At 34.3% G+C, this 26,634-nt stretch carries 22 protein-coding genes; 12 read left to right on the plus strand and 10 right to left on the minus strand.

What is annotated here, in order from left to right; all coding sequences use genetic code 11:
* Nucleotides 1–166: 166 nt before the first annotated feature.
* The 4 genes from rpsJ to rpsL are packed head-to-tail and all read right to left on the minus strand — an operon-like array spanning nt 167 to nt 3,469.
* Nucleotides 167–472 (minus strand): 30S ribosomal protein S10, encoded by a 306-nt coding sequence (gene rpsJ / locus EIG86_RS13320; protein WP_127846674.1) that lies wholly within the window; start codon nt 470–472, stop codon nt 167–169.
* 12 nt (nt 473–484) lie between these two features.
* On the minus strand, nt 485–2,593 hold the full coding sequence (fusA, locus tag EIG86_RS13325) for an elongation factor G (RefSeq protein ID WP_127846675.1): 2,109 nt from the start codon (nt 2,591–2,593) through the stop codon (nt 485–487).
* A gap of 5 nt (nt 2,594–2,598) precedes the next feature.
* Complete coding sequence (gene rpsG, locus EIG86_RS13330; RefSeq protein ID WP_127846676.1) at nt 2,599–3,075, minus strand: 30S ribosomal protein S7; 477 nt, start codon at nt 3,073–3,075, stop codon at nt 2,599–2,601.
* Between the two features lie 19 nt (nt 3,076–3,094).
* Nucleotides 3,095–3,469, minus strand: a complete 375-nt coding sequence (gene rpsL / locus EIG86_RS13335) for a 30S ribosomal protein S12 (RefSeq protein ID WP_019039484.1) — start codon at nt 3,467–3,469, stop codon at nt 3,095–3,097.
* A 328-nt stretch (nt 3,470–3,797) separates the two neighbouring features.
* Between rpsL and EIG86_RS13340 the strand changes: the two genes are divergently transcribed.
* Nucleotides 3,798–5,396, plus strand: coding sequence for a BamA/TamA family outer membrane protein (locus tag EIG86_RS13340; protein ID WP_127846677.1), 1,599 nt, complete (start codon nt 3,798–3,800; stop codon nt 5,394–5,396).
* Nucleotides 5,397–5,498: 102 nt separating this feature from the next.
* Here the strand turns inward: EIG86_RS13340 and EIG86_RS13345 are convergent, their stop codons facing one another.
* On the minus strand, nt 5,499–7,391 hold the full coding sequence (locus EIG86_RS13345; RefSeq protein WP_127846678.1) for a S8 family serine peptidase: 1,893 nt from the start codon (nt 7,389–7,391) through the stop codon (nt 5,499–5,501).
* Nucleotides 7,392–7,989: 598 nt separating this feature from the next.
* On the opposite strand from EIG86_RS13345, the gene EIG86_RS13350 reads away from it, so the two are divergent.
* From EIG86_RS13350 to rlmB, 5 genes are all read left to right on the plus strand, one after another.
* On the plus strand, nt 7,990–11,136 hold the full coding sequence (locus tag EIG86_RS13350) for a SusC/RagA family TonB-linked outer membrane protein (RefSeq protein ID WP_127846679.1): 3,147 nt from the start codon (nt 7,990–7,992) through the stop codon (nt 11,134–11,136).
* Between the two features lie 95 nt (nt 11,137–11,231).
* The gene (locus EIG86_RS13355; RefSeq protein WP_192901740.1) at nt 11,232–12,551 is read left to right on the plus strand and encodes a RagB/SusD family nutrient uptake outer membrane protein; all 1,320 of its coding nucleotides are present in this window, start codon (nt 11,232–11,234) and stop codon (nt 12,549–12,551) included.
* A gap of 11 nt (nt 12,552–12,562) precedes the next feature.
* Entirely contained in the window at nt 12,563–13,402 is an 840-nt protein-coding gene (locus EIG86_RS13360; protein ID WP_127846681.1) for a hypothetical protein, read from the plus strand.
* Nucleotides 13,403–13,408: 6 nt separating this feature from the next.
* Nucleotides 13,409–14,275 (plus strand): hypothetical protein, encoded by an 867-nt coding sequence (locus tag EIG86_RS13365; RefSeq protein ID WP_127846682.1) that lies wholly within the window; start codon nt 13,409–13,411, stop codon nt 14,273–14,275.
* Nucleotides 14,276–14,344: 69 nt separating this feature from the next.
* A complete protein-coding gene (gene rlmB, locus EIG86_RS13370) occupies nt 14,345–15,085 on the plus strand; it encodes a 23S rRNA (guanosine(2251)-2'-O)-methyltransferase RlmB (protein WP_127846683.1) in 741 nt (246 codons plus the stop codon).
* 7 nt (nt 15,086–15,092) lie between these two features.
* On the opposite strand, the gene EIG86_RS13375 is transcribed toward rlmB, so the two are convergent.
* The gene (locus EIG86_RS13375; RefSeq protein WP_127846684.1) at nt 15,093–15,854 is read right to left on the minus strand and encodes a rhomboid family intramembrane serine protease; all 762 of its coding nucleotides are present in this window, start codon (nt 15,852–15,854) and stop codon (nt 15,093–15,095) included.
* 107 nt (nt 15,855–15,961) lie between these two features.
* On the opposite strand from EIG86_RS13375, the gene EIG86_RS13380 reads away from it, so the two are divergent.
* Together EIG86_RS13380 and EIG86_RS13385 are read left to right on the plus strand one after the other, a co-directional pair.
* Nucleotides 15,962–17,239, plus strand: coding sequence for a replication-associated recombination protein A (locus EIG86_RS13380; protein WP_127846685.1), 1,278 nt, complete (start codon nt 15,962–15,964; stop codon nt 17,237–17,239).
* A 90-nt stretch (nt 17,240–17,329) separates the two neighbouring features.
* Nucleotides 17,330–17,929: a lipoprotein signal peptidase gene (locus tag EIG86_RS13385; RefSeq protein WP_127846686.1), complete on the plus strand. Its 600-nt coding sequence runs from the start codon at nt 17,330–17,332 to the stop codon at nt 17,927–17,929.
* 162 nt (nt 17,930–18,091) lie between these two features.
* Here the strand turns inward: EIG86_RS13385 and EIG86_RS13390 are convergent, their stop codons facing one another.
* From EIG86_RS13390 to EIG86_RS13400, 3 genes are read right to left on the minus strand one after another with little or no spacing between them, the layout of a single operon-like run.
* Complete coding sequence (locus EIG86_RS13390) at nt 18,092–18,529, minus strand: hypothetical protein (protein WP_127846687.1); 438 nt, start codon at nt 18,527–18,529, stop codon at nt 18,092–18,094.
* Between the two features lie 33 nt (nt 18,530–18,562).
* Nucleotides 18,563–19,384, minus strand: a complete 822-nt coding sequence (locus EIG86_RS13395; protein ID WP_127846688.1) for a ZIP family metal transporter — start codon at nt 19,382–19,384, stop codon at nt 18,563–18,565.
* Nucleotides 19,385–19,386: 2 nt separating this feature from the next.
* Nucleotides 19,387–20,040, minus strand: a complete 654-nt coding sequence (locus EIG86_RS13400) for a metal-dependent transcriptional regulator (protein WP_127846689.1) — start codon at nt 20,038–20,040, stop codon at nt 19,387–19,389.
* A 108-nt stretch (nt 20,041–20,148) separates the two neighbouring features.
* Here EIG86_RS13400 and EIG86_RS13405 point away from each other — a divergent pair, with 108 nt between their 5' ends.
* The 3 genes from EIG86_RS13405 to EIG86_RS13415 all read left to right on the plus strand — a co-directional run bounded on the left by EIG86_RS13405 (nt 20,149) and on the right by EIG86_RS13415 (nt 23,858).
* Complete coding sequence (locus tag EIG86_RS13405) at nt 20,149–22,410, plus strand: TonB-dependent receptor (protein ID WP_127846690.1); 2,262 nt, start codon at nt 20,149–20,151, stop codon at nt 22,408–22,410.
* 45 nt (nt 22,411–22,455) lie between these two features.
* Entirely contained in the window at nt 22,456–22,848 is a 393-nt protein-coding gene (locus EIG86_RS13410) for a DUF2721 domain-containing protein (protein WP_127846691.1), read from the plus strand.
* Between the two features lie 125 nt (nt 22,849–22,973).
* Complete coding sequence (locus tag EIG86_RS13415; RefSeq protein ID WP_127846692.1) at nt 22,974–23,858, plus strand: hypothetical protein; 885 nt, start codon at nt 22,974–22,976, stop codon at nt 23,856–23,858.
* Between the two features lie 43 nt (nt 23,859–23,901).
* Here the strand turns inward: EIG86_RS13415 and EIG86_RS13420 are convergent, their stop codons facing one another.
* Nucleotides 23,902–24,945 carry a ferredoxin--NADP reductase gene (locus EIG86_RS13420; RefSeq protein ID WP_127846693.1) on the minus strand — a complete coding sequence of 348 codons (1,044 nt, stop codon included), beginning with the start codon at nt 24,943–24,945 and terminating at the stop codon, nt 23,902–23,904.
* A gap of 130 nt (nt 24,946–25,075) precedes the next feature.
* On the opposite strand from EIG86_RS13420, the gene EIG86_RS13425 reads away from it, so the two are divergent.
* Nucleotides 25,076–26,599, plus strand: coding sequence for a lytic transglycosylase domain-containing protein (locus tag EIG86_RS13425; protein ID WP_127846694.1), 1,524 nt, complete (start codon nt 25,076–25,078; stop codon nt 26,597–26,599).
* Nucleotides 26,600–26,634: the final 35 nt, after the last annotated feature.

Genomic DNA, 26,634 nt, shown 5'->3' on the forward strand with positions numbered 1-26,634 from the left:
TATTTATTTAAATAAAAAAAATTCAGGACAAAAAATACTTCGTCCTGAATGTATTTTTTTCCGTTTTTCCCTCGTCAAATGCTTAGGACATGTTACCCTAAAAACTAATTTAGGATTTGCTAACAACCAATTTACTTCAACAGTAAAAAATTGATTGTTATTTTAATTAGACCTTAATCTCTACTTCTACTCCACTTGGTAATTCAAGTTTCATCAATGCATCGATTGTCTTTGATGAAGAACTGTAAATATCCAATAGCCTTTTAAAAGAGTCTAACTGAAATTGTTCACGCGCTTTCTTGTTAACGTGTGGAGATCTCAAAACAGTAAAGATTTTGCGTTTAGTTGGTAATGGAATTGGTCCAGTTACCACGGCGCCTGTTGTCTTAACCGTCTTCACTATCTTTTCAGCAGACTTATCCACTAGATTATGGTCGTATGACTTTAACTTTATTCTTATTTTTTGACTCATGATAAGTTCTGATTATTCGTTTATTCCTTTAGCGCTCTTAATCACTTTCTCTGAAATATTTGAAGGTGTTTCTTCAAATTTCAAGAATTCCATTGTAGATGTTGCTCTACCAGAAGATAAAGTCCTTAAAGTAGTAACATACCCAAACATTTCTGAAAGCGGTACGTCTGCTTTGATAACTTTAGCACCTGATCTGTCTGACATGTTATTGACTTGACCCCTTCTTTTGTTCAAATCTCCAACAATATCTCCCATATTTTCTTCAGGAGTAACAACTTCAACTTTCATAATTGGTTCTAAAACAATTGCACCTGCTTTTTTAGCAGCAGCTTTGAAACCAAGCTTAGCAGCCAATTCGAAAGATAGTTGATCAGAATCCACAGGATGAAACGAACCGTCTTTAAGAGTTACTTTCAAAGTATCGACTCTAAATCCAGCTAAAGGTCCATTTTTCATAGCTTCTTGAAAACCTTTTTCAACAGAAGGAACAAATTCTTTAGGAATTCTACCACCTTTAATTTGGTCTACAAATTGCAATCCAGGTCCTTCAAAATCATCATCTACTGGTCCCATTTCGAAAACAATATCAGCAAATTTACCACGACCACCAGATTGTTTTTTATAAACTTCTCTGTGTTCTGCAGTTTTAGTTACTGCTTCTTTATATTCAACTTGAGGTTCACCTTCGTTAACTTCAACTTTGAATTCTCGCTTTAAACGATCCACCAAAATCTCAATATGAAGCTCACCCATACCTGAAATAATAGTTTGACCTGAAGCTTCATCAGTTTTCACTTGGAAAGTTGGATCTTCTTCAGCTAATTTACCAAGAGCTACACCAAGTTTTTCAACGTCAGCTTTAGTTTTTGGCTCAACAGCAATACCAATTACAGGATCTGGGAATGACATAGATTCCAATATAATTGGATTGTTTAGATCTGTAAGTGTATCACCAGTTTTAATATCTTTAAAACCTACGGCTGCACCAATATCTCCAGCTTCGATAAAATCGATAGGCTCTTGTTTATTAGAGTGCATCTGGTACATTCTAGAAATACGCTCTTTTTTGCCTGAACGATTATTCAAAACATACGAACCTGCTTCTAACCTACCAGAATAAGTTCTAAAAAATGCAAGACGACCAACAAAAGGATCGGTTGCAATCTTAAATGCTAATGCAGAGAATGGAGAATCTACGTGAGGTTTTCTAGTTTCAACTTCACCAGTATCTGGATTCTCTCCCTCAATAGCTTCAACATCTACAGGAGATGGCAAGTAGCGCATTACAGCGTCCAACATAGCCTGAACTCCTTTATTTTTGAATGCAGAACCACACATCATAGGTATGATAGACATATCTATAGTTGCAGCTCTTAACGCAGCAATAATCTCGTCTTCAGTAATAGAGTCTTCATCTTCAAAGAATTTCTCCATCAACTCTTCATCATATTCTGCAACTGCCTCAACAAGTTGTGTTCTATATTTAGTAACATCAGCTTCTAGTTCAGCAGGAATATCAATTTCTTCGTAAGTCATTCCGAAATCTTCTTCATTCCAGATTATTGCTTTCTTAGAAATTAAGTCCACAACACCTTTAAAGTCAATTTCGTCACCGATTGGCACTTGAAGTGGCACCGGATTTCCTCCCAACATTTCTTTAACTTGATTACAAACATTAAAGAAATTAGCACCTTGTCTGTCCATTTTATTCACAAATCCAAGGCGGGGAACTCTATATTTGTCAGCTTGTCTCCAAACAGTTTCAGATTGCGGCTCAACACCATCAACAGCACTAAACAAAGCCACAACACCATCTAAAACCCTTAAGGAACGCTCAACTTCAACAGTGAAATCAACGTGCCCGGGAGTATCAATAATGTTTACAATGTACTCATGGTCTCTATACGGCCATGTACAATGTGTAGCAGCAGAAGTAATTGTAATACCTCTTTCCTGCTCTTGCTCCATCCAGTCCATTGTTGCAGCACCATCATGAACTTCACCAATTTTATGACTAATTCCTGTATAATACAGAATACGTTCAGTGGTGGTAGTCTTACCAGCATCAATGTGTGCAGCAATCCCTATATTTCTAGTAAATTTTAAATCTCTTTGTGCCATTATTATTAGAATCTAAAATGTGAAAATGCTTTATTGGCTTCAGCCATTTTATGTGTATCTAAACGCTTTTTAACAGCTGCACCTTCTTCTTTTGAAGCTGCTAAAACTTCAGCTGCTAATTTTGCCGCCATCGTCTTCTCGTTTCTTTTTCTTGAATAGCTAATCAGCCATTTCATAGCGATAGAAATTTTTCTATCAGGTCTGATTTGTGATGGAATTTGAAATGTTGCACCCCCAACTCTACGACTTCTCACTTCTACGTGAGGCATCACATTAGATAGCGCATCTTTCCAAACATCAACCGATGATTTCTCTTCATCTTGCTTTTTCTCATCTATGATATCCATGGCATCATAAAAAATTTTGAAAGCAATTGATTTTTTTCCGTCCCACATCATCATATTAACAAATCTAGTCACCAATTGGTCATTAAATTTTGGATCTGGTAAAATAGGACGTTTTTTGGCCTGTCTTTTTCTCATGTCTTTTCTTTAACTCTGATTATTTTTTAGGTCTTTTTGCTCCGTACTTAGATCGGCGCTGCAAACGACCTTCTACACCTGCCGTATCTAAAGCACCACGAACAATGTGATACCTAACACCAGGTAAATCTTTTACTCTCCCGCCTCTAACTAATACTATCGAGTGCTCTTGTAGATTATGTCCTTCACCTGGAATGTACGCGTTTACTTCCTTACCATTTGTCAACCTAACACGAGCAACTTTACGCATTGCCGAGTTTGGTTTTTTTGGTGTAGTTGTGTAAACTCTGGTACAAACTCCACGTCTTTGAGGACAAGAATCTAAAGCCGCCGATTTGCTCTTCTTAGTCATCTTGCGTCTTCCTTTTCTTACTAACTGTGAAATTGTTGGCATAGTTTTACTTCAATTATTTTAAAAATTCTCTTATTTTTAAGGCTTGCAAATGTAGATATAAAATTTTAAACAACAAATTTTAATTGATTAATTTTCAATAAGAAAGAAAAGAATATTCAAATTCTAATTTTTTGATTGTAAATAATAAGGTAAAATCCATCAACTTGACATTCAAATGTAATATGATGATTTAATTTTGCGTTTGATTTACTCTAGACTTATTATGAACGAAAAAAAAATATTGAAAATTTTCATCGAAAGAAAAATGTTGATTTTACTCACATTATTTTTTTATATTTCAATATCAGCTCAAAGCCAAAACTTCTTTATGAAAGTTCAATTTGAAAATGATTCAACTTATCAAAACATCAATAAGTCCTTTCCAAATATTTCAACTGCACTTGAAGAGTTGGAAAACATAAAAATGAATTACCAAAAGAAAGGATATGCATTTTTAACAACTAAAACAGAACAAAAAAAAGACAGCTTATTCGCCAGTATTGACTTAGGACAAAAATTTTCAAATATTAAAATCAAAATCCCTTCAGATTTATATGATTATATGCCTGAAGAATTTTTTCTAAATTCAAGTGCTGACGTTTTAAATTTAAAATACGATGAGCTTGATGATTTCTTTAAAAAAATTATTCAAAAAAGCGAAGCCTTAGGCAAACCATTTATAGAAGTAAAATTAAAAGAAATTTCACTTCTAAATAAAAATACAATTCAAGCTAACCTTCAAATAGAATCTGATAGTCCACGGAAAATTGACAAAATAAATTTAAAAGGCTATGACAAACTCCCGAAGAGTTTTGTAAAATATTATGCCAATCTGAAAGAAGGTCAATTGTTTTTCGAAAAAGAAATTGATAGGAAAACTCAGAGATTGAACGCTATACCTTTTATAGAAATCCAAAAACCAACTGAAGTCTTATTCAAAAAAGACAGCACAGAAATTTTTCTTTATATAGAAAAAAGGGAAAACAATAGTTTTGATGGATTTATTGGTTTCGGAAACTCTGAAACTAATGACTTTGAAGTGAACGGTTTTATCGACTTGAAACTAAGTAACAATCTAAACTTTGGAGAGAATTTGACTATTATTTACAAAAATGATGGCAATAATCAGCAGAGGTTTGAGGCTGATACTAAACTTCCTTTCATTTTTAAAACTCCTGTAAGTATAGGTGCTGGACTTAAAATTTTTAGAACCGATTCACTATTTTCTAATACCTCGCAAAAAATAAGTGCCAATTACAGACTTAATGAGAAACTATCGATTTTCAGCAAAGCAAATTTCACAAAATCAACATCACTAAAAGAAGATTCATCAGCAGGAACTGAAATCAACGAAGAGATTGAATCTTTCAACTCAAGTTTTTATGGTATCGGCGCAGAATTCGAAGAACCTAGAACAAACATGCCTTTTAGCGAAGAAACGTTTGCGAGTTTGGGTTTCAACATAGGAACAAGAAAAAACCAAGAAACAACTGAGCAGTATATTATTGAATTAGAAGTTAGGCATCAGTTCAAGATTAATGAAAGGCAACGAATTCAAGCTAATATATTTGGGAACTATTTGTTTTCTGAGGATTACCTAAATAATGAGCTTTATCGTTTTGGGGGACTAAATAGCATTAGAGGTTTTGAAGAAAACAGACTTATCGCCTCAAAATTCACAACACTTCAGACGGAATATCGTTATATTTTAGACTCAAATATATATGTAAACAGTGTTTTAGATATTGGTTACTATGAAAATGAATTGGATGAAATTAGTGACAACATTCTAGGTTTCGGTGTAGGACTTGGACTGAACACACAAGCTGGTATATTGAAGCTAATCATCGCAAATTCAGTTGCTGATAATAAAGAAATAAGTGCTTCAAATAGTAAAATTCATATCAGTTTGACATCGTTTTTTTAAACACAAAATGCTGCAAAAAAAATTGCAGCATTTTGACGTTTCCTTTAAATATGTTGTAGTCTGAAATTACAAAGTTAATTTCAAACTTTAATTTTCATAAATTTACTCAACAATTATTTTCTTTGAGAAAACATTATTATCAGATGTCATACGTAGTAAGTACACACCAGTTTTAAGTGAAGACAAATCTAACTTATCCCCATAAAATTCTGACTTGGAAAACACCATTTTCCCTTGAATGTTATAAATAGTAACATCCAAATTCTGAGAATTCATAGTATTACCGCCAAAATATAAATTATCTTTTACAGGATTAGGATAAACATAAAACGATTCTGAATTGAAATTTTCATTACTTAGAACATCTTCTGCACCTGTAATAACAATACTGAAATCTTGCGCTCCATTTTGCAAAGAAGCCTTATGATTCACTGTAAGTGAATATGATCCTTGTGGATTATCTATTTCAATTTTTTCTACATTATCTCTAAAATTATCACCTTTAGTTGCAGGCAAAGTTGGTATAGTTGGATTTAAAATCCATGGCTCAAATGTAGTTCCATTCGACTCAACTCTCATATCCAAATCATTAACTAGCCTAATTGTAGGATCATTTTCAGCACCTTGAGACTGTGTAGGACCAGAAGGATCCGTCCAAACAATTGTCGCAACTAGCTTATCAGCATCAGGATCTGCGATAAAATCTAAAGTATAGGTCTGACCGTCAGTCAAGGTTTCTTCAGAAACGTAGGAAGTTTCTGAGTGATTAAGAAGTGCATTTGCAGCGCCTTCCATATATAACAGACCAAAACCAAACCTATAATCTGGACCCGCAAAGTTTCCTGCATCTCTTGAAGTACCGATTGCTAGAGCTTTTAGTGTCGCTGATTTCAAAAATTCATTATTTAAATCCATATTGAGTTCTTGCAAAAGTAGAAGACTTCCAGCTACACTTGGCGCTGCCATAGATGTTCCAGAAATCGACTCATACGCATCATCTGAATTTGAATATGTTGAATAAGTATTCGTACCTTTTGCAGCGATATCCGGCTTAATCCTACCATCATCTGTTGGTCCATAACTACTACTGTTATTAATCATAACACTAGATCTATTTGTATAATTCAAAACCTGCTGTGTATTAGCAACAGCTATTACGTTTTTTGCTAAATTTTTACCGGTCAATAAATCATAAGGATGTTTAGATGAATTATATGGACCTCCTTGGCTAGCTGGAGCGTTTCTACTATTTCCTGCACTAAAAACTGCTGTGTAATATGGGGAATTGAAAGTGATTTGATCAATTGTGCTTGCTTGAGAATTGTAATTTCCGAAAAAAGCATCTGGTAAATTATCAGGACTTAATCCGTACGAGTGATTAGAAATCAACAAACCACTATTGGATTCTATAATCATTTCAGATGTGTCGTTTCCAAAATCATAAGCTTTTACTGTTGAATTAAAAGCCATACCTTTAGATTGCACGTCAAATTGTCCAGACGAAGCAATTGTTCCTGAAACATGCGTTGCATGACTACTTAAAGAACCAGACTCTTGGTTGATAACACGATTATCAAATTCTTGATGTGTATCTCTTACATTTCCACCATCCCAGACGCCAATCTCAAAACCAGCACCAGAAAGTGATAAATTAAGACTACCACCTTGATAGAGCTCATTAGTTGCGACCGTAATGGCTGCATTAAAATTGTGAGTTTCTATGAAAACTGGAGTACCATCATCTAAAACATCGTATAATATTTTCTCTGAACCATCTTTGGCTTTAAAAATAGTTGGTGCTTTAAAACCAGCTGAACGAATTCGCTCTAATCTTTGTTTGCTTTCTTCATCCAATTTAGCAGATAAATCCAAATTAGAAGTAACATCAGTAGCCTTTATAATTTGAACACGCTGGTTGTCTGTTTGTGAAAAACAACTTATTGAGTAAAAGGAACAGACTAAAAAGAATAATAATTTAATGTATAAAATTTTCATATTTAATTTTTTTCGCAATTTAATACTTATTTTAGGATATCTTTAAATATAAGATTTTTTTTAAAATTTTAGGCTTTTCAAACCTATTTTAATTGTTGTATGATACTTATAATCAAAAACTAAACCAAACAAAAGAAATTATCAGTAAACTTAATTCAGGCTATCTAAAAAGCTATAGATGACCAGAACAATTCTATAAAAAGTATAATATTTCACCAGAGAATTCAGAATTTGAATAAATATTAAACCGATCATTCAATTAAAAAAAATAAAAATAAATACATGATCTACTGGAGACTGATAGGCTATTTGACGTAAGGACTAAAACAAAATACTGCACTAGTTTAAGCTTGAAAATCGAATTCAAATATTGAAAAACAAATAAGTTAGATTGAATTTCACATATAGTTTGTAGAATTATTCTTCAAAGTTTGAATTAAAAGACATTAAATGTGCGATTAAATTTCAGAGTTTGACACCCTAAAACAGAGTAATAATAGGATTTAACACTGTTAAAGTTAAATTAAGGTAAAAAAGATTTGCGTGATTAACTTTATTTTTAGACTTTTGGCGTTGGCTAATTCAAATAAATAAAAAAATGAGAACAAAGTTTAGTGGAATTTTGACGCTATTATTAGCGTTTGTTGTGCAAGTCACATTTGCACAAACACAAACAGTTACTGGTTCAGTGACTGATGGAGACGGTTTACCCATTCCCGGGGTAAATATTATCGTCAAAGGGACTTCGACTGGTACACAATCTGATTTCGATGGAAATTACTCTATTGAAGCCTCTTCAGAGCAAACACTTGTATTCAAATACATTGGTTACAAGACAAAAGAGGTGAAAGTTGGAAACCAGAGTACAATTAATGTATCCTTGAAAGTAGATACAGAAGAGCTAGAAGCTGTTACAGTGACTGCCTACCGCGGAATTCTGAAAGACAGTGATGTATCATCTGCTATTTCTACTGTAAAATCTAAATCTATTGAGCAAGTTCCTATTGCCTCTGTAGATCAAGTTTTACAAGGTAATGTAGCTGGAGCAAATATCCGTGTGACATCTGGACAACCGGGTGCTGCTGCTCAAACTATTATTCGAGGTAGAACTTCTCTCAGCGGTAACACACAACCACTATATGTTATAGATGGTGTTCCGGTAAGTGAAGATAACTTTAGAAGTTTAAATGCCAATGACATTGCAGATATTTCTGTATTAAAAGATGGCGCTGGAGCTGCTGCTTACGGAAGTAGAGGTGCCGCTGGTGTTATCTTAATTACAACTAAAAGAGGTAAAAGAAATTCTGGATTGAAAATTCAATACAGAAGTTTATTAGGGTCATCCGAAAACCCTTCATCAAACGTAGAAATGATGAATTCTCGTCAGCTTTTGACATTCCAAAAAAACTTATTGCCTGGAGCACAATTTGGTGATGGTCTTTCTGATGCAGAAATTGATGCGTTATCAACACAAAATAACACGAACTGGGCTGACATTCTTTTCAGAAAAGGAAGAACTGAATCTCATGAACTTGTACTTCAACAAGGAGGGGAAAATCTTTCTTCGTATACTTCTTTACAGTATTTTGAGCAAGAAGGAACTACTCTAAGATCAAAACTTCAAAGATTTTCTTTCAGAAACAACCTAGAGGGTGGAAATGATAAATTCAGTTATGGGACAAATATTAATTTGAACTATTCTAAAAGTAACTTTGTAGTTGATGCAACAAGAGGAGGAAATACTGGAGGTGATTTGGATAACCCATTTATAACTCCTTTCGTTAGTTTACCATACCTAAACCCTTATAACCCTGACGGAAGTCTTAATAAATTTGGAACGTTTAGATCTGGTGCATATTTAGATCAAGCTCAAACACAAATTAATTATGATGGTGTTGCAGGTTTCCAAAACACACCTTTCATAGCTTTAAACACAGCTGAATTCAATACCGATGTTGAAAATGAATTGAGAATCGTTGGTGGTGGTAATTTAAATTATAAATTTAATGATAACTGGTCAATTGGTGGAACTTTAGGACTAGATTACATACAATTTCAAAACTTAGCTATCGATGCACCAGAAAGCATCAGAGGTTTTAGTAGATTTGCTACTCAACCAGAAATTTTGGATGATTTTAATGGAGGAACTCAGTTTGAAAACTTTTTTAGAGATTTTTCTTTCAACACTAATGCCAGAATAAGTTATAATAATCTATTTGATGAAAAGCATAAGGTATATGCGGATGTCTTAACTGAGTATTATTATAGCAATATTCAGAATGGTGGATTTCAAGCTTTTGGATTGAATCCTAAACTGCCAGGTTCTGGAAGCGGATTTACTGATGGTGCAGCTTTTTTCGACCCAGACCCAGAAAACCCTACAATTGATGATAGAACTTATCCTTTTATTCCTAATGCATTTTCTTCGGAAATAGAAGAAGCACTTCTTTCATACTTTACAACATTTGGTTATTCTTATGACAACAAATATGGGGTTGACTTTACTGTAAGAAGAGATGGTAGTTCAAGATTTAATGAAGACTACAGATGGGGTACTTTCTTCTCAGCATCGGGACGTTGGAACATAGATAGAGAAGCATTTATGGATGACGTTGACTTTGTGAGTTCATTAAAACTTAGAGCAAGTTATGGAGAGGCTGGTAACAGAAGTATTGGTGCTGGATTTTATGCTGGATTCCAGACTCTTTCAGGAACACCAGGATACCGTAATGACCTTCAAATATCCGCTGCTAGCCTTGCTGATGAGCAAGTCCAATGGGAAACTACAAAACAAACAAATATTGGTGTAGATTTTGGCTTGTTTGACAATAAGTTGACAGGTGCAGTTGATGTCTACCAAAAAGACACAGAAGACTTATTCTTTGCTAGAGCATTATCTGCAGCAGCAACTGGATTTACATCAACAAGTACTAACGTCGGTGACATGAGAAACTCAGGTGTTGAATTGCAAGTTTCTTACGACTTATTCAGACAATCTAGTACTAGCGATTGGGGAGTAAACATATTCTTCAACGGTGCTTATAACGAAAATGAGGTCTTAAATATTGAAAACGAAGCAGGTTTTGTTGAGGGGGGTTCTAGTGCTAGAATTCAAGAAGGCAGACGTGCATTTACTTATTTTATGCAAAGATGGGCTGGTGTAGATCCTGCTAATGGACAACCACTTTATTTAGACGCTGAAGGTAATTTGACGACTGAGTATGATAGAGCAGCCAATGGTGTATATGTAGATAAACAATTTGACCCAGTATTCCAAGGTGGATTTGGAACGAGTGTATCATGGAAAAACTTCTCATTAGATGCATTATTCTCTTACCAGTACGACACTTGGAAAGTAAATAGTACTTATGCACTTACAGAAGATGCTAGTTTAGCTGGTTTATTGAACGTGAATACGTCTATGTTAGATTCATGGCAAGAACCTGGAGATGTAACTTCTATGCCAGGACTACAGTATGGTGGATTAAGAGGACAAGCAGGAGATCGCTATTTAGAAGATGCATCTTTTTTGAGATTAAGAAATTTAACTATCGCTTACAATGTTGATTCTGAAATATTAGAAAAAACAAAAGTATTCAGTGGTGCTAGAGTTTATGTTCAAGGGACAAACTTGTTAACCTGGACGGAATGGAGAGGTTTCGATCCAGAAATTGGTGAGCTAGGAGAATTCTTTAACTATCCAACTCCAAGAGTGTATTCAGTTGGTTTAGATTTAACATTTTAAAAATAAAAACAATGAAAAAATACTTAATTATTATATTCGTTAGTGCATTCTTTATAAGTTGCGAAGACAACTTAGATAGAATACCTGTCGATAGTTTGGTAGCTGAGACAGCTTACCAAAATCTGGAAGATCTCGATCAAGGTTTGAATGGGGTTTACACTGGTTTAAACTTGAATAACACTATTGAATTCAATTCAATTTTTACTGATAACTGTAAGATAGGTACTAACAATGGTGGACAAGCCTTAAACCTGCTTAACCAAATCTTGAATACGCAGACAAATTCAGCTGGAATTTGGAATAATAGATATCAAGTGGCTAACAGAGCTAATAGAATTTTAGCTGCGTCTGAAATCATTTCATATGATGTTAATGATCAAAGTCAAGTGAATCAATTTGAGAATATTATTGGCCAAGCTTATGCTTTGAGAGCATTTTCTCATTTTGAAATATTGACTTATTATGGTGAAGATTTATTAGACCCTACCTCTTTAGGGATAGTTTATCAAACGGAAGTTAATCAAGAAGGGCAACCACTTAGGCTTACAATGGGTGAAAGCATTCAAGCAATCTTAGATGATTTAGATTTAGCGGAATCCTTGGTTTCAAATAATCAAACAAATAAAAGCCTTGTAACTCAAGATTTTATTACATTTGTAAGAGCAAGACTAGCTTTATATACTGGTGATTACCCAGAAGCTCAAGCTAGAGCAACTGATATTATCAATAATTATACTTTGGCGAATCAAACTCAATATCAAGCTATGTTTAGTGGTACTGACCGTACTGAGGTTATTTTTGCTTATGAAGCTAGACAAGGATTTAATAGAAATATTGCCAACCTCTGGATTTTCACAGGTACAGGCGGTAATTTTGTTGGTATGTCAAATGAGCTTTTTGATGAATTAGCTGCTGCTGGCGATGTTAGGTTTGCAGTAAATTTCAATCCTGATAGTGATTTAGGTGCTGGAGAGATCGGCATTAACAAATATCCAGGTTCTGGCGGGCAGTTCATAAATGACTTTAAGGTTATGAGAGCCTCTGAAGCCTATTTGATTAGAGCAGAAGCTTATGCTAGACAAAATGAATTAATATTAGCTGCAGACGATGTACAAGCTGTTAAGAACGCAAGATCAGGTAGTTCAGCCCCTTCAGCTGCTTATACTAGTGCGAACGAGGCATTAAGAGCAATTTTATCTGAAAGAAGATTAGAATTATGTTTTGAAGGTCACAGATATATCGATATAAAAAGATATCGTCTTGACTTGAATGAAGGCCTGGAAAGAGATCCAAGAGACTGCGAAGGAAATATCCCATGTAATATCCCTGTAAATGATAGAAGATGGACATTCCCTATTCCGCAAGGAGAATTGAATGCAAATACAAATATTCAACAAAACCCAGAGTGGTTATAAAATATATGAAAATGAAAAAAATAGTTTTTTTAATATTGCTAGCTTTTGTAGCAATATCTTGTGATAAAACAGAGTCGCCTATTTATGATCAAAATCAAACTTTGGTTTATTTTGTTGAAAATGAGGTAAGGCTTGAAGTGACTCAAGGTGTTGGAGGAGAAGTAGAAATTGAAGTAGGTGCTTCAACATTATCAAATCAAGACAGAGAAGTTCAAATTGAATTTATCGGTTCGACATTTGAAGAAAATGAAAATGAAAATTTTGATTTTGATAACTCAGTAGTAATTCCAGCTGGTGAATACACGGGGTCCTTTACAGTATCTGGTGTCGATACTAACTTAGGTGCAGATCCTGAATTATTGGAATTCAGCTTATTAAGTACAACCGCTGAAAACACAGTTCTTAATAGCGTTGATATTGAAGTAAGCATGCGATTGATTTGCCCTATTCCAGATGATTTCTTGGTTGGTGAGTATATGATAGAAGATGTTGCCGGCACAGTTGGTCCTGGAAATGGTACTGAAAATTTTGCATCAGGACAAATAACTATTGAAACTGGTCCAGCCTCTACACAAAGAAATTTTAATGTAGGTGTTCTTCCTGCTTTTGCTGGTGAATTTAACGTTGTGTTGGATCTATCTTGTGGTTTATTTGTATTAGAAGATGTTAACGTTGGATTGACATGTGATGGAGAAAATTCTTATATTTTCACTGCCACTACAAGCGATAATGCTAGCACTTATGACTTGGGTGGTTCTGATGAAGAATTTATAATTAATTATATTGAAGATCCACAAGGTTCTTGTGGAGGACCTTTCCAATCTTCATTTCGTTTAACTAAAGTAAATTAAATAAAAATGAAAAAGATATTTATAACAAGTCTTATTGCATGTTTGGGTTTATTCACTATTTCATGTGACAGTGACGAATTCGATGATAATTTTGAAAACAATCCTGAATCAGGATGGGTTGAATTTGAAAGAGCAGTACAAACAGAAAGTCTACTTGATGGCAATACTGAAATACCAATAACAGTTTTCCTTGAAGTACCAATAAATAGAGGAGGAACAGCAGTAAATTATAGTGTTGAAAGAGTTTCTGGAAATGGAGTTGTGAATGAAGGGAATTTTGTCTTGAACATCCCAGAAAGCACAAGAATTGGAACTATTAATTTTGATTTAGATGTTGATGCTACAGAAGATTACCAAGTTCTATTCACTATAAATAGTACTTCAAAAGACGATGTAATCATTGGTTTACAAGGTCCTGAAGGAGAAGAAGAAACTGCTCATCCAGATGAATTGTTACTTACTGTAACAGCCCAACAATCTATATTTACTGAAAGCACTTGGGCTGTTGACTCTTCAGTTTGTTATGGAGATGGTAGTGGCGGTTGTGATCCTGCAAATTCAGGTATAAATTTAACCTCTGAAATTGAAATGACACCTGGAGCTAATCTGAATGAGTTTACAATTTCAGATATCACTGGAGGTCTATATGTTCAAGAATACGGAGCGAGTCCTAATCCTGTTGATGTTGTAGCAGATTTAGATGCTGGCACATTATCAGTAAATGCTCAACCTGACACTGTTTATGGCGGTGATGAATTCAATGGGACAGGCACTTTTACTACTAATGATGATGGTGACCTTGTAAGTTTTGAAATCACATGGTCTAATGGTTACGGAGATTCAGGTACAAATATGTACACTATACCAGAATAATCCAAAAATCAAATAAATTTACAAAGGGATTGACATACATTTGTCAATCCCTTTTTTAATACAAATAAAATGGAAAAAGAAAACATAATATTTGGAATTCACAGTGTTCTGGAAGCGTTGAAGAACGATAAAGACATAGAAAAAATCATCTTGCTTAAAGACTCAAACAATTTTAAACTAAAAGAAATTGAAGGCTTGGCAAAGAAAAATACAGTAAAAATCTCTTATGTACCAATTCAGAAATTCAAAAAGTTTGAAAATTTAAATCATCAAGGAGTGATTGCTTATGCTTCACAAATAGAATATCAAAATTTTGAACAAGTCACAGAAAAAATTTTGACAGAAACAGAAAACCCAATATTTTTATTACTCGATGGTGTCACAGATGTCAGGAATTTAGGAGCCATTCTAAGAACTGCAGAATGTACAGGTGTAAACGCTATTGTATTACCAAAAAGCGGAAGTGCCCAAGTCAACAACGAAACCATAAAAACTTCAGCGGGTGCAGCATTCAATCTAAACATATGCAAAGTTGACCATCTGAAAGATGCGATTTTCTATCTAAAATCTTCCGGAGTTAAAACCATAAGCATCACTGAAAAAACTGAGAATTCAATCTACGACACTAAAATGAGTGAACCGATTGCAATTATAATGGGAAGCGAAGGTGTCGGAATACAACCTAGCATTTTAAAATTAACCGATGAAAAAGCGAAACTCCCAATGTTAGGAAATATAGAATCTCTAAATGTTTCTGTAGCTTGTGGTGCAGTTTTATATGAAAGTTTAAGACAAAGATTGGATTCGTAATCTGAATTCAATCCTTTATATCAGGATAATGAATATCAAAATCATCATCTGTAGTTGATTGGCTAAATTCATTTTCATAAATCTCATCTTCAGGATCCAAAGGTCGAAAATTGCCATTTTTATCAAATTGCTTCATGAACTCATCCTCGACCTCAATGGTCTTCCTTTGGTTTTGAAGAGATGAATATCTTGAAAAATAATCAGACTTAAAAACAAAACTCAAAACAAATCCAGCAATAGAACCAGACAAATGACCTTCCCAAGAAATGCCAGGTTTACCAGGTAAAGTTCCCCAAACCAAGCTTCCGTAAAGAAAAACAACAACTAAAGATAAAGCAACCAAGCGAAAGTTTTTTGACCGAATACCTTTGAAAAATAAAAAAGAAACTAAAAAATATACCATTCCACTTGCACCAATGTGATAAGAGGGTCTACCAATAACCCAGGTCAACAATCCAGTCAACAACAAACCAAAAAGTAAGGTTTTCCAACTTATATCTTTGTAGAAATAAAATAAACCTGCTGACAAGACGAATACAGGAATCGTATTTCGGTACAAATGTCCAATGCCGCCATGAATAAATGGAGATGTCAAAACACCGACTAAGCCAGATAAAGATTGCGGTTTCAAACCATAAGGCGTGAAATTTAAATGAAACCTGATTTCAACCCAATAAACAATCCACAACAGGAGCACAAAAAGTGTAGGATACAAGAGTGCTGAATAAAATGGCGCTTTATTGGTTGTAAAACTTGATTGTGACTTCATAGTTTCAAAATAGCAAAAATAAACCCAAACTAAAAAACAGAATAAATGTCAGTCTTTAACTAAGATATCAAATTTAAATTCTGTCTATAAATGATTATTTTTGTAAAATGAATCAACCATTAGCAGAACGATTAAGACCTCAAAAGCTTTCAGATTACCTTAGCCAAAAACATCTTGTTGGTGAGAAGGGAACTATTTCTCAAATGATTAAAAGAGATCTTATTCCATCTATAATTTTATGGGGACCACCTGGAATTGGCAAAACAACCTTGGCAAATCTTATTTCTAAAGAAACCAAACGAAGCTTCTTCACCTTATCGGCCATCAGTAGTGGTGTGAAAGATGTACGTGAAATCATCAATAAAGCAAAGCAAAAACAGGGACTATTTGAACAAAAAAATCCAATTTTATTCATTGACGAAATCCACAGGTTCAGCAAATCTCAACAAGATTCACTTTTGGCTGCAGTTGAAAAAGGCTGGATTACTCTAATAGGTGCAACTACAGAAAATCCAAGTTTTGAAGTTATACCAGCTCTACTGTCGAGATGTCAGGTTTACACTTTAAATGAATTTTCAAAAGACGATTTAGTTCGCTTATTGAAAAAAGCAATGACGGAAGATGAATTAATTTCAAAAAGGAATATCGAGCTCAAAGAAACCACTTCCCTGCTCCGACTTAGTGGTGGCGATGCCAGAAAACTGCTAAATATTTTCGAACTTGTTGTCAATGCTGTTAGCGAAGATTCAGTTGTGATTACTAATGATTTGGTTGAAAGTAAAATTCAACAAAAAACCGTTAGATACGACAAAACTGGAGAGCAACACTACGATATCATTTCAGCATTTATAAAGTCTATTCGTGGCAGCGATCCCAATGCTGCTGTATATTGGTTAGCTAGAATGATTGAAGGCGGAGAAGATGTCAAATTCATCGCTAGACGGCTTATTATTTTAGCAAGTGAAGATATTGGTATTGCCAATCCTACTGCTCTTATTATGGCAAATAATACTTTTCAGGCAGTAACAACCATCGGCTTTCCAGAAGCCAGAATTGTGTTGAGCCAATGTGTCATTTATCTAGCTACATCTGCCAAAAGCAACTCTGCTTATGAAGCAATCAATACTGCGCAACAAATCGTCAAACAAACTGGTGATTTGCAAGTTCCGCTTTCAATTAGAAATGCACCGACAAAATTGATGAAAGAACTTGGGTATGGTGAAGGTTATAAATATGCGCATAATTATGAAAACAATTTTGTTCAAACTGAATTCCTTCCTGAAGATATCAAAAATACAGTAATCTATGAACCGGCAAACAACATCCGAGAAGCACAACTCAGAGATTTTCTAAAGCAGCGTTGGACGAAAAAATATAACTACTAAAATAGAAATATAGAATTGTCAGCTTTGACATTGAAAATAGATATACAATTCAATAAAAACGCTATTTTTGTCTCACAAATTTAAAAGAACATGTCTCTAAAGAAAGCCAGTTTCATAATTATTATAATATTGCTGATTGACCAAATTTCCAAAATCTATATCAAAACTAATTTCATGTTAGGTGAAGAAGTTGATGTCTTGGGCTGGTTCAGAATTTTATTCATCGAAAATGAAGGTATGGCATGGGGCGCAAAAATTCCTGGCCAACATGGAAAACTTATTCTCACATTATTTCGTCTTGTAGCAATTGTTGGAATTGGGTATTGGCTTTGGGATTCTGTTAGAAAAAAATCTCCTAAAATTCTCATTGTTTCCATTGCTCTAATTTTTGCTGGTGCAGTAGGAAATATCATCGATTCTGTGTTTTATGGCATTATTTTCAATGATAGCATAGGACAAACAGCGACCCTTTTTGCTGAAGAGCCTTACGGGGAATTTCTGAAAGGAAAAGTTGTTGACATGCTTTATTTCCCGATGTATAATGATATTTTACCAGAATGGATTCCAATTTGGGGAGGCGAAAGATTTGTATTTTTCGAACCTGTTTTCAATGTGGCTGACACAGCGATCAGCACTGGTTTTGGACTTTTAGTTGTGTTCAACAAACGTGCATTCCCAAAAAATAAATAATTATACCAATTTGAATATTAAATGTCGTTAATAGAGCGAAATTGCTTTTTTCATATATGACACTGTGAATAGTTTGCATAGCAGGGCTACGGAAATTGTGAACAAGGATATATATGAGAAAATGAATGAGCTAAATAGCGTCATCTGATGTTTAAATTGGAATTATCCAGATTGTTTCTCAAGTAAATCAACCAAGAGGTAATAATCTTTAATTTTTTCGTCTGCTGAAACAGGATATGGTTGGATATTCTTCAGTACCAAAACTGAATTTTCGAATTTTAAAATCGATTGCGAAGTTCCAGCTGCTGGAATTTGAAATCGCTTTTCAGTAATTTCGTCTGGAGATTCAATTTCTAAAATAACAACCGCTTCTCCTGCCCAAACGCAGGTAACTTTTTCTGGGCAACGCCCATCACTTTCCACAGATTTAAAAGTAATTTTATAATCTCCAACAGAAATAGTTTTAAGTAATTTCAGTTTTGTGAAAATTTGTGGCACCTGAACTTCACTTTCAGATGAATTCTGATTGGATTCTGAATTTTGTGCTTCAACTAATGTGAAGCAAAAAACAAGAATACTTGTAAATAAAATATTTTTCATGTTTTAAAACTGTTTTTTTATAAGGATCAAAAATTAGCCCAAACCGACATCCAAAGTCATCATTACCACAAAACCTCCGATAAAACCAAGTGTGGCAATATCAATATTCCTATCATTTTGTGATTCTGGCACCACTTCTTCAATCACCACAAAAATCATAGCCCCTGCTGCAAAACAAAGTGCATAAGGCAAAATCGGTTCAAAAGACAATACCGCCCAAGCACCTAAAACAGCTGCAAAAGGCTCTACAATTGCAGACAAATGTCCGTAGTGAAAACTTCGCCAGCGACTCAATCCCAAACCACGAAGTGGCATTGCTACGGCAAAACCTTCCGGGAAATTTTGTAAACCAATACCGATAGCTAAAGCTACTGCACCACCGATGCTAGCGCCTTCCATTCCAACAGCTGCACCACCGAAAAGAACACCAACCGCTAAACCTTCAGGAATATTATGCAATGTAATTGCTAAAGTCAGCAAAACAGATTTGTGCCATTTGGTTTTCACACCTTCTTTTCTACTTTCTTTGAAATTGATATGCAAATGCGGTAGAACCTTATCCAAACCAAAAATAAAAAAAGCGCCTAACAAAAAGCCAACCAAAGCTGGAACTACTTTTTGAAAGCCTTCGCCATGACTCATTTCTATACCTGGTGCCAATAAACTCCAAAAACTGGCCGCTAGCATTACACCTCCTGTGAATCCAAGCATGCCGTCAAAGAGTTTGCGATTCATCGTTTTAAAAAAGAAAACCAAAGACGCACCAAAACCTGTCACCAACCAAGTGAAAGTTGTTGCTATCAGTGCAGCCAAAACTGGATCTATCGATTCAAAAAATGAAATAATCTTATCCATAACTAACTTTTTATATAAATATTAGAACTTACAATTGGTGAAATGCGAAGTTGCTTTTCATTGATTTCAACTAACATAGATTCGTCAAATTTTTCTTTATCCAAAATATGAATCTCTCTTCCTAAAGCTATATTATTTTTATCCAAGTATTTCAGAAATTCTGAAGACGAATCTTTAACGCCAACTACTTTTCCAAAATCTCCAATTTCTAGATTTGAAAGTAAGGTTTTGTTGGCAACCTGGAAATTGCCTTTTGCGTCTGGAATAGGGTCTCCGTGGGGATCCCGTTTAGGGAAATCCAAGAACTTATCCAATTCTGTAATCAATTTTTCAGATTTGATATGTTCCAGTTGTTCTGCAACTTCATGGACTTCATCCCAAGAAAAATTCAATTTATCGACTAAAAACACTTCCCATAAACGGTGTTTTCGGATAATTTGCAATGCAGTTTGTTTACCAGCTTCACTTAATTGTACACCTTGATATTTCCTATAAATTGCCAAATCCTTATCAGATAATTTCTTAACCATATCTGTTACCGAAGATGCTTTGGTGTCCATTTGTTCCGCGATAGCGTTGGTACTGACACCAGAATCTGCCTGTTTTTCTAAATGGTAAATCGCTTTGAGATAATTCTCTTCTGATAATGAAAACATTAAATTGAATTTTACACTACACAAAAGTAATATTTTATTTAATCTTATTATAATTTTATATAAACAAATATTTTTATTTAGCTTTGCCTAAAAATAATTTGATTCAAAATGAAATATATATTTACTTTTATCTTTTTAATTGTAATTCAAACTTATAGTCAAAATTCTAAAATTGAAGGCCAAGTCATTTTCGACAATGAAGATTCTGTTAAAGTAAACGTTAGACTTATTGATAAAGAGGTTTATAAGATCACTGACCAGAACAATGCTTTTGAATTCATCAATCTAGAAGCTGGCGTTTATGAAGTTGAAGTGAGTTTAATCGGTTATAAAACCAAGACAAAAACCATAAAACTAGGTGAAAATGAAACTAAGAAAGTTGAATTCAACATGGAAGCTTCAACAAGTGAACTGGATGAAATTATCATCTTAGATAAACAAACTGGACTAAATAGCAAGACACCTTATAGTTTTACGCCAGTAAAAATGGATAGAATTGCTTACAAAAGTAGTCCCGCTGGTGTCATGGGCGTTTTGAGAGAAGTTCCTGGTGTGTATGGTGCTGAATTCGGACAAGGTATTGTGAAACCAATTATCAGAGGTTTGGGTTTTAGCCGTGTAGCAACGATTTATCAGGGTAATAAATTGGAAAACCAACAATGGGGCGCCGATCACGGTTTGGGGGTCAACGATCTTGGCGTCAAACGTATTGAAGTTATCAAAGGTCCTGCATCTGTGCTTTACGGCTCTGGTGCGCTTGGTGGTGTTATTTTGATTAAAGATGATGATTTTTACAAAAACGCTGAACAAATTTCTGGTTCTGCGGGTTCGAGTTTTCATTCTGTGTCGCAAGGATTTCGGACTTATGCTTCAGTTGGACAAAAGTTTGAAAATGAAGTATTTTTCGGAGCAGATTTGGCTTACGAAAATCACGCTGATTATAAATCTGGCAATGGAGAAATTATTGGTAACAGTCGCTTCAATATGCAAACTTTTCGGTTTCATTTAGGTTTAGATAAACAAAATTTTGATAATCGCTTATCGGTGACATACAACCATCAAAATCTTGGTATCATCAGCGATGATGAAATGACAAACAGCAACGCTACCAAGAGAAACGACAGAGATATGCAATTGCCATTTCAAGAAGTGACCGATTTGCTCCTTTCTTACAACCAACACATAACTAGCGAAAATTTTGAAACCAATCTTCATATTTCGCATCATTGGAATGACCGTAAGGAAATTGAAGAAAACTATAATGAAGTCGATTTGGGATTGACGCAGCACAATACGTTTTATAATGCCAATATAGGTTTTGAAACGAATTTTTTGAATCACAGTTTAGGAATTCAAGGCAATCGTCTTCAAAATAAAAACCACAGAAATGCTAAGGAAATTTTAATTCCAGATGCCGTATTTTATGAAAATGGCCTTTATTATATGCTGGATTTCGATTGGAAATCCTATTTTATCCAAGCAGCGATTCGTTACGATTACAGAGATGTTGAAGCTGACGCTTCAGATCCGTTTTTTGTAGATGCAGGTTTTATTTTACCTGGGGAACCCGAAAATAGGAAAGTGAATTCATATTTTGGCGGTTGGACAGGTTCTATTGGTGTTTCCAGGGATTTTGGTAAAATTCATAAAGTAAAAATGAATCTTTCTAGCGGATTCCGTTCGCCTGATTTAGCAGAATTATATTCTTTTGGTCAGCATCCTGGCACCAATCGTTTTGAAGTTGGAAACGCTAATTTCAATAGAGAACAAAGTCTTCAACTGGATATGAACTACAGTTTGACCACAAACCGATTTCGTTTAGACTGGTCGATTTTTGGAAGCCAAATTGACAACTATATTTTCTTTTCGGATACTGGCGAAACTCAATCAGAAAATGATTTACAAATTTGGGAATACCAACAAGTTGAAGCAGAACTGTACGGTAGTGAAGCAAATTTGCAGTATTTCGCCTTGAAAAATCGACAATTGAAACTGAATCTTGGCGCCGCTATGGTTCGTGGAAATAACTTGGATATTGACGAACCGCTGACTTTTATTCCACCAGACAATTTCAACTTTTTAGCGAAATATAGTTTTGGAAAACTTCAACAAACTTCGATTTTTGGAAAATTGAGATGGGTTGATGAACAAGATCGCCCAGGTTTTAATGAATTGCCAACAGATGATTACCAATTAGTCAGTTTGGGAATTGATCATGAGTTTAATCTGAAGAATTTGAAAATTGAGACCGCTTTAAAAATCGAAAATGTGTTTGATGAAAATTATGTTGATCATCTTTCGGTATTGCGTGCATTCAATATTCCAAGTCCTGGACGAAATCTGAATCTAAATTTGCAACTTCATTTCTAAAGCAAAAGGGTTCCAAAAGATAAGTTTATCTTTGAGAAAAAGATTATGGAAATTTCGTTGACGACTCCTGCCCTACTTTTCCCCGCAATTTCGTTATTGCTTTTGGCCTACACCAACAGATTTCTGACTATCGCTGGTTTGATCAGAAATTTGCATCAAAAGTTTCAAGAAAAGCCTGAACCAGCAATAAAAGCTCAGATTTCTAATCTACGTAAACGTGTGAACTTAATCAAAAACATGCAGCTGTTTGGCATCGTTTCGCTACTGCTTTGTGTGGTCAGCATGTTTGCTATTTACGAATCTTGGCAAACCATAGGAAGCGTCATCTTTGGAATTTCATTGGTTTTGCTGATGATTTCTTTGATTTTATCCATTATTGAAATTCAAATTAGCGTCAAAGCACTAAATATTCAACTCAGCAATATTGAAAAGGATTGACTTTTTAAATACCTAAATATCAGTTATTTTCAGTAACAATAATGAAAATATTTACGGGTGAACCGTAGATTTAAAATAAAATATTATTGTATTTTTAGATTCATATTTTATTTAAAACACGTCATGTGCCAATAATCGCAGTTACTTTTCACCTAAGAATTTTATTTTGGTTTTTTATCTTGTTGCCAGCTTTGAGTTTTAGTCAGGACACTTACAAATTCAATTTTCAAAAAGAATTTGAAAACGATGAAATCGAGCTTTTGTTTTATCAGGGCAAAGACAAACAAACACTAAAAACCAAAAATTCTAAAGTCAAAATCCCTCAGTCTCTAATCCAGAAATCAGATTCTATTATAGCAAAGTTTTCGTTTTATAAAACAAAATTGGAGAAAGCTGAATTCAATAATAAAACAATCAACCTCAATACAAATATTGGTTTAGAGGAAGTATTGATTTCAAATAATAAGAAATTTTATGTTGGACCAGATGAATCTAAATCAGAGTTACTACTTTTAGGAAAAAATATGTCAAAATGTATTGACTTGGAGGTTAGTCAATTGCCTAATAATATAAAATTAGTTGGGATTCGATTTAAATTCAAAAGAGGTAACAAATTATTGTGGGGTTACCGAAGTCGCGGCAAACGCTTTAAGGTTATATTATTAGGCTATCATATAGATAAAAGGCACAAAAAACTAACTTCACTACTTGACAAAGATATTGTCATCAAAATTCCGAATAAAGTACCAGAGTGGGTAGAAATTGACCTAAGTGAAAAACAAATTAGCCATGAGGTTTACAATTATTTAGTTTTTGGTATTGAAACCATAGATGGAGGAATTGGAATAAAGACCTATGAGCGCACTAAAGAGGAAATTAAAGAGAATCCTATGACTCATTTTGACATGAGAAATCCTATTGGAAAAAGCTATAACACAAAAAGGGAAAAATTTTATAAGGTTAAATTACCAAACTTTCAGCTAATTTTTGAGGTTTTGGAAGAAGAATAAAAGTACCCAACAATCACTTAAAAAATGGAATAAATTTTAAAACCTAAATATCATCATAATCAACCACAACCTTTTGAGTTAGTGGCTGGGCTTGGCAAGTCAAGACCAAACCTTCTTCGAGCTCCTCGTCGGTTAAGATTTGATTTTTGCGCATTTCTACTTTGCCTTCTTTGATTTTCGCTACGCAAGAACTGCAAATGCCGCCTTGACAAGAATATGGCGCGTCGATATCTTCTGCCAAAACCGCATCCAAAATCACGTCTTTTTGATCCATCACCAAATCGAATTCTTCGTCATCCACTACCACTGTCAAATTGGTTTTACCTTCAGCCGTTGCCTCAATGTTGCCTTCCGAACTTGAGAAAAACAATTCAAATTTGATCTTGCTTTCATCAATGCCATTTTCTGCTAAAGTCGCTTTTATTTGATCTATCATCGGCTCTGGTCCACAAAGATAAAAAGCAGAAAAATCGAATCCACTGAATTTATTTTTGATGGTATAATTCACAGTAGATTTGTCAATTCTACCAAATTTAGCTTCGTCTTCTTGAGTTTCACTATAAATAAATTCAACAAAAAAGCGTTTTGGAAAATCTTTTTGAAGACTCAAAATTTCTTGTAAAAAAATAGTTTGTTTTGGTGATTTGTTGCCGTAAACCAAAACAAATTTTGAAGTTTCTGAATTTTTCAAAATTGTCTTAATCATCGACATGATTGGTGTAATCCCACTACCAGCAGCAAAAGCACAAAAAGATTGATCTGCAATCTGCTCTGGCAAAATAAATTTGCCTTCCGCTGGATGAACTTTCAAAGTATCGCCTACTTTCAGCGAAGTATTGGCGTAATTTGAAAATACACCGCCAGTAATCGCTTTCACCACAACACTCAAATCTTCATCTGCTGATGAGCAAATAGAATAAGAGCGACGCAAATCTTCTCCATCGATTTCAGTTTCTAAAGTCAAATACTGACCAGGTTTATAGGTGAATTCTGAAGCCAAATTCTCTGGAACGTCAAACACAATTTGTACGGCATTTTCGGTTTGTCTGATGATTTTTTTTATCGCTAAAGTATAGAAATCGTTCATGTCTATTTTTTGAGCAAAAATACAATCTCAAATAAATTCTAGTCTTTATTCTGCAATAATTTAATGTCGTTTTAAGTTTTATAAGCAGAATCCACTTTTTAAATTTAAATTTGTGTCTAACAATTAAGAAATGACAATGTATAGAACTGCCTCATATTTAATATTATATTCTATTTTTTTTATATCAACAACAAACGGTCAAACGAAACCAGAACCTTCCAAAAACTGGAATGTTGATAAAGTTGAATTTCATAGAATTATGAATGACTCGATGCAGATCGTTCTTGAGGATTACCAAAGAACAATCATTCTGGATTCGGTATGGCGGCAAGAATTGGCTAACGACGAACTTTCTGAACATTTTGAAGAAATCATTAAGGACAGTTTACCAGAACAAGAAATTATCCGTGAAATTCCTACCGAAGTTTTAAAAGAACGTCTTGCCAAGCTAAACGCCAAGACGCCATTCAATATAGAATATAACGAAAGTTTAGAAAGCGTAATTGGTTATTTCTTGAGACGCGAAAAAGAAAGTACCGAACGCTTAATGGCATTAAGTAAATTTTATTTCCCCATGTTTGAATCTACTTTCGACAGGTATAATGTACCATTAGAAATGAAATATTTAGCCTTGGTAGAATCGGCTCTAAACCCAAGAGCTAAATCTAGAGTTGGTGCAACTGGCCTTTGGCAGTTTATGTATAACACTGGCAAAGCCTATGATTTGGATGTCAATAGTTATGTTGACGAACGAATGGATCCGCTGGCTTCTACAGAGGCAGCAGCGAAATATCTAAAAAGATTGCATGAAATGTTTGACGATTGGGATTTGGCGTTGGCCGCTTATAATTCTGGTATGGGAAATGTTTCAAAAGCCATTAGAAGAAGTGGTGGAAATACTAATTTCTGGGAAATCAGAAAATTTCTTCCACGTGAAACTGCTGGTTATGTACCGTCTTTTCAAGCAATTATGTATATTTTTGAATATGCTGAAGAACACGGTTTTGTGTCTCAAAAACCAAAAATCGCATATATTGGTACTGACACAATTCGAACCAAGAAAAAAATTAAACTCGAACATATTGCTGAAGCCATCAATATAGATTTGGAGTTTTTGGAATTCCTGAATCCGAGTTACAAACTTGGCGTCATTCCTTATGAAACTGAAAAGAAATATTATTTAAGACTGCCTTATATTGAATCTGGCGTTTTTGTAGCTAACGAGGATAAAATTTACAACTTCACAGATGAAAAGTTAGCTAAATCCGAAGAAGAATCTGAAAATGAAAAAGTTGAAAATAAAATTGATTATTATGTGAAATCAGGCGACTATTTAGGCAGAATTGCCACTAAATTTGGCGTTGGAGTTAGTCAAATTAAATCTTGGAACAATTTGTACAGTAACAATTTGAGTGTTGGTCAAAAGCTTGTAATCTTTTCTCAAAAACAATCGGCTGTTGCCAGTTCAAATTCTGAAAATAGCAAAACTGACTCATCAACATCTAGAGAATTTTACAAAGTAAAATCTGGAGATTCTTTATGGACAATTTCCAGAAAATTCCCTAATCTTAGCGTTGAAGATCTTAAAAATTTGAATGATTTGTCCAGCAGTAAATTAAAGCCTGGCATGAAACTAAAAGTAAACAAGGGCTAAAAAATTAACCACATGTTCAAAAACGTGTGTTTTTA

It is taken from the genome of Psychroflexus aestuariivivens (genome assembly GCF_004010055.1).
GTDB lineage: Bacteria > Bacteroidota > Bacteroidia > Flavobacteriales > Flavobacteriaceae > Psychroflexus > Psychroflexus aestuariivivens.

Excerpts from the sequence above, each read along its gene's own strand:
- rpsJ (WP_127846674.1), bottom strand. The coding sequence starts at position 472 with ATGAGTCAAAAAATAAGAATAAAGTTAAAGTCATACGACCATAATCTA.
- fusA (WP_127846675.1), bottom strand. The coding sequence starts at position 2,593 with ATGGCACAAAGAGATTTAAAATTTACTAGAAATATAGGGATTGCTGCA.
- rpsG (WP_127846676.1), bottom strand. The coding sequence starts at position 3,075 with ATGAGAAAAAGACAGGCCAAAAAACGTCCTATTTTACCAGATCCAAAA.
- rpsL (WP_019039484.1), bottom strand. The coding sequence starts at position 3,469 with ATGCCAACAATTTCACAGTTAGTAAGAAAAGGAAGACGCAAGATGACT.
- EIG86_RS13340 (WP_127846677.1), top strand. The coding sequence starts at position 3,798 with ATGAAAGTTCAATTTGAAAATGATTCAACTTATCAAAACATCAATAAG.
- EIG86_RS13345 (WP_127846678.1), bottom strand. The coding sequence starts at position 7,391 with ATGAAAATTTTATACATTAAATTATTATTCTTTTTAGTCTGTTCCTTT.
- EIG86_RS13350 (WP_127846679.1), top strand. The coding sequence starts at position 7,990 with ATGAGAACAAAGTTTAGTGGAATTTTGACGCTATTATTAGCGTTTGTT.
- EIG86_RS13360 (WP_127846681.1), top strand. The coding sequence starts at position 12,563 with ATGAAAAAAATAGTTTTTTTAATATTGCTAGCTTTTGTAGCAATATCT.
- EIG86_RS13365 (WP_127846682.1), top strand. The coding sequence starts at position 13,409 with ATGAAAAAGATATTTATAACAAGTCTTATTGCATGTTTGGGTTTATTC.
- rlmB (WP_127846683.1), top strand. The coding sequence starts at position 14,345 with ATGGAAAAAGAAAACATAATATTTGGAATTCACAGTGTTCTGGAAGCG.
- EIG86_RS13375 (WP_127846684.1), bottom strand. The coding sequence starts at position 15,854 with ATGAAGTCACAATCAAGTTTTACAACCAATAAAGCGCCATTTTATTCA.
- EIG86_RS13380 (WP_127846685.1), top strand. The coding sequence starts at position 15,962 with ATGAATCAACCATTAGCAGAACGATTAAGACCTCAAAAGCTTTCAGAT.
- EIG86_RS13385 (WP_127846686.1), top strand. The coding sequence starts at position 17,330 with ATGTCTCTAAAGAAAGCCAGTTTCATAATTATTATAATATTGCTGATT.
- EIG86_RS13390 (WP_127846687.1), bottom strand. The coding sequence starts at position 18,529 with ATGAAAAATATTTTATTTACAAGTATTCTTGTTTTTTGCTTCACATTA.
- EIG86_RS13395 (WP_127846688.1), bottom strand. The coding sequence starts at position 19,384 with ATGGATAAGATTATTTCATTTTTTGAATCGATAGATCCAGTTTTGGCT.
- EIG86_RS13400 (WP_127846689.1), bottom strand. The coding sequence starts at position 20,040 with ATGTTTTCATTATCAGAAGAGAATTATCTCAAAGCGATTTACCATTTA.
- EIG86_RS13405 (WP_127846690.1), top strand. The coding sequence starts at position 20,149 with ATGAAATATATATTTACTTTTATCTTTTTAATTGTAATTCAAACTTAT.
- EIG86_RS13410 (WP_127846691.1), top strand. The coding sequence starts at position 22,456 with ATGGAAATTTCGTTGACGACTCCTGCCCTACTTTTCCCCGCAATTTCG.
- EIG86_RS13420 (WP_127846693.1), bottom strand. The coding sequence starts at position 24,945 with ATGAACGATTTCTATACTTTAGCGATAAAAAAAATCATCAGACAAACC.
- EIG86_RS13425 (WP_127846694.1), top strand. The coding sequence starts at position 25,076 with ATGACAATGTATAGAACTGCCTCATATTTAATATTATATTCTATTTTT.